Raw genomic sequence first — 13,256 nt, 5'->3', positions numbered from 1 at the left:
ACTTAAATAGCTGTTACCGGGAATATAGCCCCTGGATAATAGGCTTTTATTTGCTGCATTAAACCGGGCAAGTCGCCGTGCACATATTTGCAGGTACGGCCTATAAATACCTTACTAAATTCTTTTAAGTCAAGCTGCTCAAGCTGGTCGAGCATCGTGTTATCAAACAGCCTTACCTCGCCGTTATTAACAACCAATAATATATTATCTGGTTGTGTTGCGTAAAATGAATCGAACGACGATGCTGTCTCATTTTTTTTGACGATAACGATAGACCCTTTATAATCATCATCCAATTGCCGGTTGGACGATTCGCCCGAATGCAATGAACCATATAACTCGGCATCTGTTAACATATTTGTTTCGCGCGCCCGGCGGATATGGTCCCAGATGTTCCAGCTGCCGGTAAGGGTCGAGTCGGTGCCAAATAAAATGGTAGTATGGTTTTTAAGGTCGCCGGCGGCTGCAGTTTTGTTCAGCAAAAAGTAATTCGACTCAGGGCACCATATCACTGCTTCAAATTTTTTGGCTTGTTCTGCAGTCATAGCTACCCCATGCACCCCTATCAGTTTTTTTTTAAGCAGGTTCCAACTGATGAGTGTATCTATCTCGCGGTTAGACTGCTCATCATTCCCCTCGCCAACATGTATCACCACCGGCAATTTTCTTTTAAGTGGATTATTCAGTTTAAGTTTCCATCGTTTTTCAAACTGTACCGAGTGGATACTATGGCATTGCTCAACAGTTATAGGCGCATTAACTACCGGAAGGGGTTCGCCATGATTTACCACCGTGGTAACGCCGCAAAGCAGGTTTTTAAATATCCCCCATTTAACCCTTAGGGCCAAGGGTACTTTTAAAACAGCCGCTATTTCGGCTTTATAGTTGGTTTGGATATGCTTACCCCACTCGGTATAATTATTATAAAACCGGTTACCCAATTGCGGAAACAAATTAAAATCTAAATGATCATGCGAGTTTACAAGGCCGGGGAAAGCCAGGGCATTATCAAACGTTAGTTGTAAAGCATCTGCGGTGGTATTGCCGCTTTTTATGCTGATGTTAACCGGGCCATCACCGGTAATAGTATTGACGTTATTTAAGATCATCGGTCCGTTTTAGGTGGATCCCGTATATAATGCGTGCATCTTTAAACTTTTCATAAACGGCTAAAGCATTTTTAGCCTCGTAATAATGCTTTACAGATTCATCTATTCTTTTCTCGATCTTGTTAACTATCCTAAAGCCATTGTTTATCAATATACTTTCAATGTCGTATACATAGTGCACAAAGTTTTCTATGGCTATGTTAGCCTTATTGTGCTGAAAAGTGCGCTTTACGCCATACGCCAAAACATTGGGATGAAAATCGGTTATAATGATGTCGCTGTTATATTTTAATATCCGGCTCCAGGCGGCCAGGGTTTCCTCCATGTTCTCAATATGCGAAACCGTTAGGGTTGATATGATCGCATCGTAAGCGGCATTCCGGGTGTCAGAAAACCTGTTATCCGTTACCTGGTTGGTTTTTGCGCCGGGAAACTTTTGTTCCAATCGCCTTAACATACCGGCCGATACATCAAAACTGGTTATCCCAGCCGGGTTGCTTTGTAAAAGCTTTGGCCAATGCCTGCCCGTACCGCAACCTATATCGGCAATTTGTTTACCGGCGATATTTATTTCTGATAGCAGGGCTGTAAACACTTCCTCATCCATATCCAGCATTAAGTCGCCGGGTTGCACATCGTAACTCTCGGCCCATAGGTCATAAGCTTCAACAGATTTTTTCTCCTTTAAACTATGCGAAACGTAATTTTTCTGAAAAGCCTTTTTTAAGGTTGATATCAAGCTGTTTAGGGGGCTGGTTGTTGCTATCAGGGTGTTCATGGCTATAATAGTTTAAGGGTCTTACTATAATAGCTTACGGACTGTTTTTTACAAAGGTTGCCACAGTGTTTTATTTCATTTAACGGGCAACCTTTGTTTAATACCCGGCGTAACCTTGTTGATAATTGTGTAATTGTTGATTTAGTTTCTCATGATAGTGGCGGGAGGTTAGGGCCCCGTCACTATTAATTTTCAATATGCCCAAAATGAATAAATATGTACCAATACCCCTATAAAAATAAAGCTGTTGCAATGGTATGGAAATGCCGGCAGCCAAAAATACAGGGGTTTAAATAAATAACCCGTTGGATATAAGTGTTCAAAATAAAGCAACTAAGCGTTCAAAAGTCCGGGGGCCGGATTTTGAAGACCTTTATTTTGCGGTAAGAGGGCACGAAAAAAAAATTTACACCGACGCGCAGCTGCAAACCCTGCCCGACTTTTATATCCACTCTTACGAGTGGGATATGAGAAAAAATTCGAGCGCCAGGTTGCTGGCTTATTTGGGTAAGAAACGTAAGTTTTTAAGAATATTGGAAGTTGGTTGTGGTAACGGCTGGCTGTCTGCAAAGATGGCCGGCTTGCCTAAAACATATGTTACCGGTTTGGATATCAACATGGTGGAAATTAACCAGGCAAACCGGGTTTTTAAAAAGCCAAACCTGGAGTTTGTGTACGATAGCTTTAATGAAAATACGTTTGACAAAGAAAGGTTTGACGTTGTTGTTTTTGCCGCGTCGCTGCAATATTTTCCATCGGTAGTGGCTGTTTTGCGGCAAGCAGAGCGGATATTGAACCGCGGCGGCGAGATCCATATATTAGATACCCCTTTTTACGACCCTGACGATGCAGCAATGGCTGCCGAGCGGTGCCGCAGCTATTATAAAGATATGGGCATCCCCGAAATGGCCGATCATTATTTCCACCACTCCATAAGCGAGTTTTGGGGGTTTGATTACCGGGTGTTGTTTAACCCCACAGCCTGGCTTAACCGGCTGTTTAAAAAAGATCCGTTTTATTGGGTCGCTATAAAAAAATAAAAACTCATGTTGTTGGCTATCGCACATACTTACAAACGCTACCGCACCCTGCAAACGCACCGTATATCTGCCCTGCCGGTGGTTATATTGATGCCGCATAGTGCCTGCAATTGCCGTTGTGTAATGTGCGATATCTGGAAGGATAATAAAAACCTAAAGCAACTTACCGAAGCAGATATTACCGACCTGTTATCATCTTTAAAAAAGCTGGGCACCCAACAGGTCGTAATGTCGGGCGGCGAAGCCTTGCTGAATGCCAATTTCTTTAAGCTTTGTGAGATCCTCAAAAAGCAAAACATCAAAGTAAGCCTGCTCACCACCGGGTTATCCATCAAACAAAATGCAGATCAGCTACTAAAATGGGTTGATGATATGGTAGTGTCGTTAGATGGCGACGAGGCTATGCATGATGCTATCCGCAACATCCCTAACGCGTTTAAAAAGCTAAAGGAGGGTGTTGAGTGCATCAAATATTTAAAGCCATCTTATCGTATTACAGCGCGTACTGTTATCCACCGGTTAAACTTCAGGAACTGGCCGGCTATCATCGCGGCAGCAAAAGATATGGGAATAGACCAGGTAAGCTTTTTACCTGCGGATATAAGCAGCCATGCCTTTAACCGCCAAACCGCCTGGGCCGAACCTAAACAGCATGAAATATTAATAAGCGAACACGAGCTGCCCGAATTAAAGGAAGTAGTTTACCAGGTGTTGGATCAGTCGACTTATTTAAACACGCGTTTCATTGCCGAGTCTGACGCTAAGATCTGGGACATTTATAATTATTACGCGGCGTTTTACGGGCAAAACCCTTTCCCCTACAAAAAGTGTAACGCCCCCTGGGTATCAACTGTTGTTGAGGCCGACGGCAGCGTACGGCCATGTTTTTTTCATGATACCATAGGTAACATCCGCGATAATTCGCTGGACGATATCTTAAATAATAAAGCAGCAACTGATTTCAGGCGTACGCTGGATATGAGCACTAACCCCACTTGCGTAAAGTGCGTATGCAGCTTACACCTGTCGCCGCTTGCAATAGTATAGGATATGAATAATATACTTTTCACACATTCCTATTTTTTACGGTTCGATCCCAAACAATGGTCGATAGGCCAACCGTATGCGCCCCTGGGTACTTTATATGCCGCGTCTTTAATGCGCGAAAATGGTTACAAGGTTTCGTTATTTGATACCATGTTTGTAACCGACCCGGCAGAAGTTGAGCCGGTGCTTGATGAAGCACGCCCCGATTTTTTTGTGGTGTATGATGATGGGTTTAACTACCTTACTAAAATGTGCCTTACCAATATGCGCGAGGCAGCATTTAATATGTGCAAGATGGCTAAGGCCCGGGGATGTACGGTAATTGTATCCAGCTCAGACTCGACCGACCGCTATGAAGAATATCTTAAAGAAGGTGCCGACTATGTAATAATTGGCGAGGCCGAGCAAACATTGCTGGAGCTGGCTAACCATATCAGGTTGGGCGAAGCAGACGTGGCTTTTATACCCGGGTTAGCTTATACCGGTAATGACGGCAAGGTTCATAAAACCGTTGCACGCCCGGTTTTAAAGGATCTGGACAGCCTGCCGTTACCCGCCTGGGATTTGGTTGATATAGAACCTTATCGGGATAGCTGGTTAAAAAATGCAGGTTACTTTTCTATCAATATGGGTACCACGCGGGGCTGCCCGTTTAAATGCAACTGGTGCGCCAAGCCAATTTATGGCAACCGCTACAATTCGCGCAGCCCGCAAAATGTTATAGCCGAATTAAAAATGCTAAAAGAGCGTTTCCCGGTAGATCATATCTGGTTTTGTGATGATATTTTTGGATTGAAGCCTGGCTGGGTATTGGAGTTTGCCCGGCTAATGCAGCAGGAAAACCTGCGTACCCGCTTTAAGATCCAATCGCGCGCTGACCTATTGGTAGACGAAGAACTGGTTGCAGCACTGGCCGCTGCCGGTTGCGAAAACGTTTGGATAGGCGCCGAGAGTGGCTCGCAAAAAATACTGGATGCCATGGATAAGGGCACTACGATAGCGCAGATCCATATAGCTACCCGGGCCATGAAAAAGGCCGGGATAAAGCCATCGTTCTTTATCCAGTTTGGCTACCCCGGCGAGGATAGGGGCGATATAGCCAAAACCATAAAAATGATAAATGAGCTGCTGCCGTTCGAGATCGGGATCTCGGTATCATACCCATTGCCCGGCACTGTGTTTTATGAGCGTGTAAAAGCCGATCTGAAGAATAAAACTAACTGGACAGATTCTGACGAGATGGCGCTAATGTTTACCAATACTTTCCCGCCCACTTACTATAAGCAATTACATAAATATGTGCATAAGAACTATCACATGCACCTGGCAAAAAATAGCCTTATTAAGCTGCTTAAAAATCCGTTAGGGATTAGCGGCGCGGGTTTAAAAAAGGCGTTGTCGGTATTTTATTATACCCCGGCAACTTATATAGAACGGTTAAAACTTAACCAGCTGGAGAAGGCATAATGGAAGCGGCTGCAAAACCTGTCAACGAGCAATATGCCGCTAAAGCATTCTCCACGCAATCGGCAATATTTGATAACATCTATGCGGACAATACTATTGTAAGCTATAAACGCGACAGGGTACGGGCGCATGTTTTGCAATACCTTAAACCCAACTCAACCATATTAGAGTTAAACAGCGGCACCGGCGAAGATGCCACTTTTTTTGCGGCGCTGGGCCATAAACTTCACGCTACCGACATCGCCGAAGGCATGCAGCAAAAACTGCGCGAAAAGGCAGCAAACCAGGGGCTGGGTAACTTAATATCAACCGAACTATGTTCGTTTACCCAATTAAGTGAGTTGAGAAATAAAGGGCCTTTTAACCAGGTCTTCTCCAACTTCGCCGGATTAAATTGTACAGGAGAATTGGATAAAGTATTACGATCATTACCCGCGTTGTTAAATGATAATGGTGTAGCCACCCTGGTTATCTTACCAAAGTTTTGCCTGTGGGAATCGCTTTTATTATTTAAGGGGAAATTTAAAACCGCCACCCGCAGGTGGTTCAGTAAAAATGGCGTAAAGGCGCATGTAGAGGGTACTTATTTTACCTGTTGGTATTATAATCCGTCGTATGTAATTGATGCAGTAAAAGATTCTTGCGAAGTTTTATCAGTGGAAGGTTTATGCACTATCGTGCCGCCGTCCTATATAGAATATTTCGCTGAAAAGCACCCAAAAACTTATACCTGGTTAAAAGGTTTAGAACAGCGTTACCGCTTTAGCCGGCCGTGGCGTTTTATTGGGGATTATTATATTATTTCGTTGAGAAAAAAGTAATAAATATGCTTGTCATCCTGAGAAACGAAGCATCTGCCGGGCGGCGATTGCAAAGTTGGCAGATTCTTCGCTATCGCTCAGAAATTTCCTGTCCCCTCAGGGTCTCTTGTAAAGGACCCTGAGGAGCGATGTGCAGCCTCAGGGTCCTCTCCGAGAGACCCTGAGGGGACAAAAAGAACGTTACCGGTTTAGCTGGCCGTGGCGTTTTATTGGGGATTATTGTATTATTTCACTTAGAAAAAAGTAATAAATACGCTTGTCATGCTGAGGAACGAAGCATCTGCCGGGCGGCGATTGCAAAGTTGGCAGATTCTTCGCTATCGCTCAGAAAGAACAACGGCGCCTACTAATTAGCCAGCAAATTCTGCGGCTCAACTAATATCTGCGAGATCCTGCTTTCGTATTGCGCCAGTAGTTTGGCCTGGAAATTTCCGGGATCGGGCTTTGCGTAATGCTTGCCGGTATCCATAGCCATAACAGCACCCTTGGAGTTTACCTTTTTTTGCGCGGTTTTTTTATTCCAGCGGCCGTCGGTTATCTTCATTAACGCGGTATCAATAGCATTGCCCAACGGATTATTAAACAGTTTTTCAATTACTATTTTAAATAAAGATGGGTTTAACGGCTTAGCCGATGATAGCCGCATAATTTTATTGGGCAGGAAGGTACGGGTCCAGCTATTGGCAGCATAAAACTGCTCTATCACCGTATCGCCCTGCAGGGGGATAAGGGTAACTACTTCAATAGCCGTATAAATGGTTTTTTCTTTTATCTCCAACTGCTCCTCGTCAATATAGTAGTTCATGCAAAAGTAGTCCTGCTTGTTTACCAAAAAGGTTAACTTTTTAAAGATATGCATTAGGGTACGGGCTATCCATAACCGGTTTTTAGCGGTTATAATAAACAGGTCGATATCAGAGTTTTCGTCGGCAAAGTTTTTTGATAGCGACCCCGAAATTGCTATCCCTCGCACATAAGGGAACTTGATCAGCATGTCGCCAACCTTACCGGCAACTTTAATCAGCTCGGCAGCTTTTTTATTGCCGTTATAGCGCCTTACTATTAATGAATGATCGTTTTTAAGGGTATAGAAATTACCGAACTGGTAAACGGCCTGGCTGGCAACCAGGTATTTTAATGCCAACTCAAAGTCAAACTGATTGTACCTGTTTTTTAGGAACAGGTAGATCTCGCCGCCGGTTAAGGGATATTTGAAAATATCAAAATAGGCCAGGGTAGCTAATATGTTCTCTTTTGCGTCGTTCACTTCAGTAGTTCTGCTTTTACTATAATGATGACGGAGTGACTTAACAATAGGTTGCCCGCGCTGTAAATAAAACAGGTCTGTTTTACGATTGTAACATCAGATTTACAAAAGCAGGCGATATTTGGTTAATATCTGTTAACATCTGGCTACTATTTGGGTAATATATGGGTAATTTTGGCTGTTATTTAACCACTCTTTTAACATTATCCTTCACAAAAGTATCCCAACCCGAGTAGGATTTTTTACTCCCACCTTTAGCCGTACTGACTTTCTGAAACGAATGGCAAACCGCTACAGCCAATCCATCGGTAGCATCCAGGAAATCGGGTGTCTCGGTAAAATTAAGCAAGCGTTGCAACATGGCGGCAACCTGCTCTTTGGCGGCGTTACCATTACCGGTAATGGCCATTTTTATTTTACGAGGAGCGTATTCTGTAACTTCGACATTGCGCGAGAGCGCGGCAGCCATGGCAACACCCTGCGCGCGGCCAAGCTTTAACATAACCTGTATGTTTTTACCATAAAAAGGCGCTTCAATGGCAAGGCAGTCAGGTTTGTAATTATCAATAAGGGCAACTGTTTTTTCAAAGATGCGTTGCAGTTTCAGCATGTGGTCGTCTATCTTGTCCATCTTCACCACACCAAGGCTTATCAGCTCTATCTTTGTACCTATCTCTTTCACAAGGCCATAACCCATAACGGCTGTGCCGGGGTCGATGCCTAAAATTATTCGCTCTTTGGTGTTGATTGCTTGCTGCATTAATGATTAAGTTCTTTTTTATGAGTGTGCCAGGTGTGCCAACTGTGCCAGGGTGTGCCACCTGTGCCTGGCACAGTACACACCCGTAAAGGTAGCCATCCTGATTACATTATTACCCAAGCATCGCCATATATTCTTTCCTGCTGATCATCCTGGCACCCATGGTTTCCATATGGTCGCTGTGCACCTGGCAATCCAGTAGTTTGTATTTGCCGTTTTGGCAAAGCGTTATTACGGCCATTTTTGAAGCGTTGCTAACTTTACTAAACATGCTCTCGCCACAAAAAACATCACCAACAGCTACGCCGTACATACCGCCAACCAGTTCATCATCCTGCCAGATCTCGATAGCATGCGCGTGCCCTTCGTGATGTAATGCGATATAAGCCGCTTTCATATCCGCGGTTATCCAGGTGCCGTCCTGATCCTTCCGCTCAACTACCGAGCACTCCTCAATAACATCTGCAAAGCAAGTATCAAAAGTTACTGTAAAACGAAGGGAATTTAACACGCGCTTCATACTTGACGAGATCTTCAATTCATCCGGGAAGAGCACAAACCGCTCATGCGGCGAATACCATAAAATAGGCGTATCATCACTATACCATGGGAAGATCCCCTTTTGATAGGCCAATAATAGTCGCTCGGTTGACAGATCACCATCTACAGCCAGTAAGCCATCGGGTTCGGCCAGTTCAGGGTCAGGGAATAATAAGTGTTCGTTAAGCCTGAATATCATTGTAACAAATTTAGGTCTTTGCCAAATAAGTTGAACTATCCGTTAAACTATTTACTAAATTAGCATTCATACTGTTTTAACCACTGTCAGTATATGGCCAATTTAAAGCAAATCAAACATTTAGCGTCGCGTGCCGGCTTCGGCCTGAGCTTCGATGAGCTAAAGGCAGCCGAAGGCGCTTCTGTTAAACAAACGCTAAAGGACCTGTTTAAAGCATCAGCGGATTACCAGCCGCTTGATATTGTAAAGGGCGGTGCTGACTATTCTATGGTTAAAAAGGGCGATCCTGCAGCGCGCAAAATGGTGCAGCAGCAAATGCGGCAACAAGAGCGCGATCTTAACTCGGGCTGGATGGATTACATGAGTACCGCCAAAGGCCAGTTGCGCGAAAAAATGGCTTTGTTTTGGAACAATCATTTTGCTTGCCGCGCTAAGCAGGGCATCTTTGTGCAGCAGTTGGCCAACATACAACGTAGCAACGCGCTGGGCAATTTTAAGACAATGACGCTGGAGATAGCTAAATCGCCGGCTATGTTGTCATTTTTAAATAATCAGCAAAACTTAAAGGGCCATCCAAATGAAAACTTTGCGCGCGAGTTAATGGAACTTTTCACCCTTGGCCGTGGCAACTATACCGAGCAGGATGTTAAGGAATCGGCACGCGCATTTACGGGTTGGGGTTATGACCGTGGCGGCGAATTCAGGTTCCGCCCGTTTGTACATGACAGCGACCGCAAGACTTTTCTGGGCAAAACGGGAAATTTTAAAGGCGAGGATATTATCAACATCATCTTTGATAACAAGCAAACCGCCCGTTTCCTGAGCACCAAACTCTATAAATATTTAGTGAACGAAATACCCGACCAGGCGCATGTTGAAGCCATGGCCGATGTGTTTTATAAATCTGGCTACGAAATAAAACCGTGGCTGGAGTATGTTTTTACTGCCGATTGGTTTTATGAGGATAAAAATATTGGCAACCTGGTAAAATCGCCGGTTGAATTGCTGATAGGGTTAAACAGGCAGTTCAATATTACTTATCAGCGCCCTGGGGTGTTATTGCAATTTCAAAAAGTATTGGGGCAGGTATTGTTTTACCCGCCAAATGTAGCAGGCTGGCCCGGGGGAAGGAACTGGATAGATAGCTCATCGCTGATGTTCAGGATAAAAATACCATCGACATTGCTAAACGGCGGTGTTATTGATTTTGCCGGTAAAGCCGACCCTGAAGACGAGGCTTTTTTAGCCACCACAAGGGTAATGAAAGAGGCTGTAAACACGCGGGTGCAAGCTAAAGCCGATTGGGATAAGTTTTTAGGGGAAATACCTAAAGGCCTGAGTAAAACAAGTATAGCACAATTTATGTTAGAACCTAAGCTGAGCAGCGCATTAATGCGAAGCGTTGATCAGTCGACAGATACAAAAGCGTTGGTAATTGAATTGGTATCGTCACCAGAGTATCAGTTAAGTTAGGAGGGACTTATGAATAACTCGAAACAGATAAAACATTTATACGCCAGGGCCGGCTTCGGCATCAGGTTTGAGGATTTGCACGACCGCGAAAACTGGTCGATCAAAAAAAGTGTAAAAAAACTTTTCGAGGCGTCCGAAAAAACAGAGCCTATAAATGCTGTAACTGAAAACATTGATCTGCGGCCAAGGAATTATAACACCATGACCGATGACGAAAAAAGGGCCCTTAACCAGGAAAGAAATCAGCAGGAAAAAGCGCTAAACGATGCATGGGTTAAACAGCTAAGCAATACCGAAGCACAGCTGCGCGAGAAGATGACGCTGTTTTGGCATAATCATTTTTCGTGCAATGTAGGCAACTCATATTATCAGCAGGAACTAAATAACATTGAACGGGCAAATGCGTTGGGCAACTTTAAAACCATGTTGCTGCAGGTGTCGCAAACACCGGCTATGCTGCAGTTTTTAAATAACCAGCAAAATCAAAAAAATCACCCTAACGAAAACTTTGCGCGCGAGTTGATGGAACTTTTTACCCTTGGCCGCGGGCATTATACCGAGCAGGATATCAAGGAGTCGGCACGGTCATTCACCGGCTGGGCCTATAACGGTAAGGATGGTACGTATAAATTTAATAACTACACGCACGACACCGGTACCAAGACATTTCTGGGCCAAACAGCTAACTTTTGCGGCGAGGATATCCTGAATATCATTACAGCAAATAAGCAAACGGCCACTTATATCTGCACCAAGCTGTACCGCTATTTTGTTAATGAAGTGCCTGATGATACACATGTAGCACAAATGGCGGACGTATTTTACAAAGCCAATTACGAGATAACGCCGCTGTTAAAATTCCTGTTCTTATCTGATTGGTTTTATGATGATAAGAACATAGGCAACCTGGTAAAATCACCGGTCGAGTTTTTGGTAGGATTAAACAGGCAGTTTTATATCAGCTACCAAAACCCTGATGTGCTGATGCAGTTTCAACGGGCGTTGGGGCAGGTGCTATTCCGCCCGCCAAATGTGGCCGGTTGGCCTGGTGGCAGGTCGTGGATTGACAGTTCATCCCTGATGTATAGGATGAAGATCCCATCAACCATATTAAATGCCGGGGTAATTGATTTTGTGGGTAAGGCAACGCCCGAGGATGAGGCCTACCTTGCGGCACAACGCAAGCAACAGTTAAACGTTATTAAACGCGTACAGGCAACTGCCGATTGGGATAAGTTTTTAAAAGACATCCCCAAAAAAACAACACACCAGGAGATAGCTCAGTTTATGCTGGAGCCATCCTTAAATAAAACAGTAATAGACGAGGTAAACCAACCGGGCGATATCAAGTCTATAGTTATTCAGATCGTATCAACACCGGAGTATCAGCTTTGCTGATCAATTATTGAGTTAATAAATTATTGAATTAATGAGTTACGAATTGTAGGATTAATAGATTTTGAATCAATAAATCATTAATTCCATAATTCAATAAATAGTAAGTATATGGAACGCAGAGATTTTTTAAAGAACACGGCCTTAATATCAGGAGCATTTATGGTTCCGGCTTTTTTAAAGCCGTTAGAAGCCATGGCAAAAGGCGCTTTAACCGGGCATAAAAACCTGGTTATTATCCAGCTATCCGGCGGTAATGATGGTTTAAACACCGTCATCCCTTACGGCAACGATATCTATTATCAAAAGCGTAAAACCATAGCTATACAAAAGCCCGAAATCGTTACGCTTAACGATATGCAGGGCCTTAACCCTAACCTATCTGCATTAAAAGAAATTTACGACCAGGGGTGGATGAGCATTATCAATTCGGTAGGCTACCCAAACCCGGACAGGTCGCATTTCCGTTCTATGGATATCTGGCAAACCGGCAGCGATGCCAACCAGTTTTTAAGTACCGGCTGGATAGGCCGTTACCTGGATTCGAACTGCCAAACCTGCCAGAACCCGTATACCGCTATCGAGGTAGATGATACCTTGTCGCTTGCAATGAAAGGCACAAAAATGAAAGGTATTGCTGTACAGGACCCGAATAAATTGTTTCAAACTACCCGCGAGCCATTCTTTAAGGACCTGGTGCATGATCATGGTGCCAATTTAAACGAGGATAACTTAGGTTACCTGTACAAAACCATGATAGAAACATATTCATCTGCCGATTATATCCAGAAAACATCAAAGACCTATAATGTAACGGCTACCTACCCAAATACAGCGTTAGGTTACCAGTTAAAAAATGTGTCTAAGTTTATTAATTCAGGGTTAGACACCCGCGTTTATTATGTTTCGCTAAGCGGATTTGATACGCATGTTGGCCAGCAAAACCAACAGGGCCGCCAGTTAAAAATTTATGGAGATGCTGTTGCAGCTTTTATAAAAGACCTGAAAGCAACCGGCAAACTTGATGATACGCTGGTGATGACCTTCTCTGAATTTGGCCGCCGGGTTGAGCAAAACGCCAGCAATGGTACAGACCACGGTACTGCAAACAACGTGTTTATGTTTGGTGGTAAATTGAAAAAACAAGGAATCTTTAATGATTCGCCTGATCTGACCACACTGGATAACGGCGACTTAAAATACCAGGTAGACTTCAGGGATATTTACGCCACGCTATTAGATAAATGGCTGGATGTAAGTAATGCTTCTGTATTGAATAAGAACTTTGCGGGGCTGGATTTGATTGGAGTATAATAACGGTTTGTCATTCTGAGCGATAGCGAAGAATCTATTCACCTTG

General features: G+C 43.8%; 12 protein-coding genes. 7 read left to right on the top strand and 5 right to left on the bottom strand.

All coding sequences use genetic code 11. From position 1 onward, the window contains the following. Window positions 1-2 precede the first annotated feature (2 nt). Both ABIB50_RS17915 and ABIB50_RS17910 read right to left on the bottom strand, forming a co-directional pair. The gene (locus ABIB50_RS17915) at window positions 3-1,109 is read right to left on the bottom strand and encodes a hypothetical protein (protein WP_429381883.1); all 1,107 of its coding nucleotides are present in this window, start codon (window positions 1,107-1,109) and stop codon (window positions 3-5) included. Then, window positions 1,096-1,887: a class I SAM-dependent methyltransferase gene (locus tag ABIB50_RS17910; protein ID WP_429381881.1), complete on the bottom strand. Its 792-nt coding sequence runs from the start codon at window positions 1,885-1,887 to the stop codon at window positions 1,096-1,098. Before ABIB50_RS17910 ends, ABIB50_RS17915 begins: the two co-directional genes overlap by 14 nt. A gap of 305 nt (window positions 1,888-2,192) precedes the next feature. On the opposite strand from ABIB50_RS17910, the gene ABIB50_RS17905 reads away from it, so the two are divergent. The 4 genes from ABIB50_RS17905 to ABIB50_RS17890 are packed head-to-tail and all read left to right on the top strand — an operon-like array spanning window position 2,193 to window position 6,262. Next, window positions 2,193-2,927, top strand: a complete 735-nt coding sequence (locus tag ABIB50_RS17905; protein ID WP_429381879.1) for a class I SAM-dependent methyltransferase — start codon at window positions 2,193-2,195, stop codon at window positions 2,925-2,927. A gap of 6 nt (window positions 2,928-2,933) precedes the next feature. Beyond that, window positions 2,934-3,974, top strand: coding sequence for a radical SAM protein (locus ABIB50_RS17900; RefSeq protein WP_429381877.1), 1,041 nt, complete (start codon window positions 2,934-2,936; stop codon window positions 3,972-3,974). Between the two features lie 3 nt (window positions 3,975-3,977). Further along, the gene (locus ABIB50_RS17895; RefSeq protein ID WP_429381875.1) at window positions 3,978-5,441 is read left to right on the top strand and encodes a B12-binding domain-containing radical SAM protein; all 1,464 of its coding nucleotides are present in this window, start codon (window positions 3,978-3,980) and stop codon (window positions 5,439-5,441) included. Next, a complete protein-coding gene (locus ABIB50_RS17890; RefSeq protein ID WP_429381873.1) occupies window positions 5,441-6,262 on the top strand; it encodes a class I SAM-dependent methyltransferase in 822 nt (273 codons plus the stop codon). The genes ABIB50_RS17895 and ABIB50_RS17890 overlap by 1 nt, the downstream gene beginning before the upstream one ends. Window positions 6,263-6,608: 346 nt before the next feature. Here the strand turns inward: ABIB50_RS17890 and ABIB50_RS17885 are convergent, their stop codons facing one another. The 3 genes from ABIB50_RS17885 to aat all read right to left on the bottom strand — a co-directional run bounded on the left by ABIB50_RS17885 (window position 6,609) and on the right by aat (window position 9,028). Then, on the bottom strand, window positions 6,609-7,529 hold the full coding sequence (locus tag ABIB50_RS17885; protein WP_429381871.1) for a nucleotidyltransferase domain-containing protein: 921 nt from the start codon (window positions 7,527-7,529) through the stop codon (window positions 6,609-6,611). Between the two features lie 181 nt (window positions 7,530-7,710). Next, window positions 7,711-8,289, bottom strand: a complete 579-nt coding sequence (gene ruvC, locus ABIB50_RS17880; RefSeq protein WP_429381869.1) for a crossover junction endodeoxyribonuclease RuvC — start codon at window positions 8,287-8,289, stop codon at window positions 7,711-7,713. A gap of 112 nt (window positions 8,290-8,401) precedes the next feature. Next, window positions 8,402-9,028 carry a leucyl/phenylalanyl-tRNA--protein transferase gene (gene aat / locus ABIB50_RS17875; protein ID WP_429381867.1) on the bottom strand — a complete coding sequence of 209 codons (627 nt, stop codon included), beginning with the start codon at window positions 9,026-9,028 and terminating at the stop codon, window positions 8,402-8,404. Between the two features lie 93 nt (window positions 9,029-9,121). Between aat and ABIB50_RS17870 the strand changes: the two genes are divergently transcribed. The 3 genes from ABIB50_RS17870 to ABIB50_RS17860 all read left to right on the top strand — a co-directional run bounded on the left by ABIB50_RS17870 (window position 9,122) and on the right by ABIB50_RS17860 (window position 13,210). Continuing rightward, the gene (locus ABIB50_RS17870; RefSeq protein ID WP_429381865.1) at window positions 9,122-10,501 is read left to right on the top strand and encodes a DUF1800 domain-containing protein; all 1,380 of its coding nucleotides are present in this window, start codon (window positions 9,122-9,124) and stop codon (window positions 10,499-10,501) included. Between the two features lie 9 nt (window positions 10,502-10,510). After that, the gene (locus ABIB50_RS17865; protein ID WP_429381863.1) at window positions 10,511-11,899 is read left to right on the top strand and encodes a DUF1800 domain-containing protein; all 1,389 of its coding nucleotides are present in this window, start codon (window positions 10,511-10,513) and stop codon (window positions 11,897-11,899) included. 108 nt (window positions 11,900-12,007) lie between these two features. Continuing rightward, a complete protein-coding gene (locus ABIB50_RS17860) occupies window positions 12,008-13,210 on the top strand; it encodes a DUF1501 domain-containing protein (protein ID WP_429381861.1) in 1,203 nt (400 codons plus the stop codon). Window positions 13,211-13,256: the final 46 nt, after the last annotated feature.

Source organism: Mucilaginibacter sp. UYCu711, from assembly GCF_050433825.1.
Classification (GTDB): Bacteria; Bacteroidota; Bacteroidia; order Sphingobacteriales; family Sphingobacteriaceae; genus Mucilaginibacter.
Note: the sequence above shows the minus strand (reverse complement) of the source record. Positions and strands in the feature narration are given on the sequence as shown.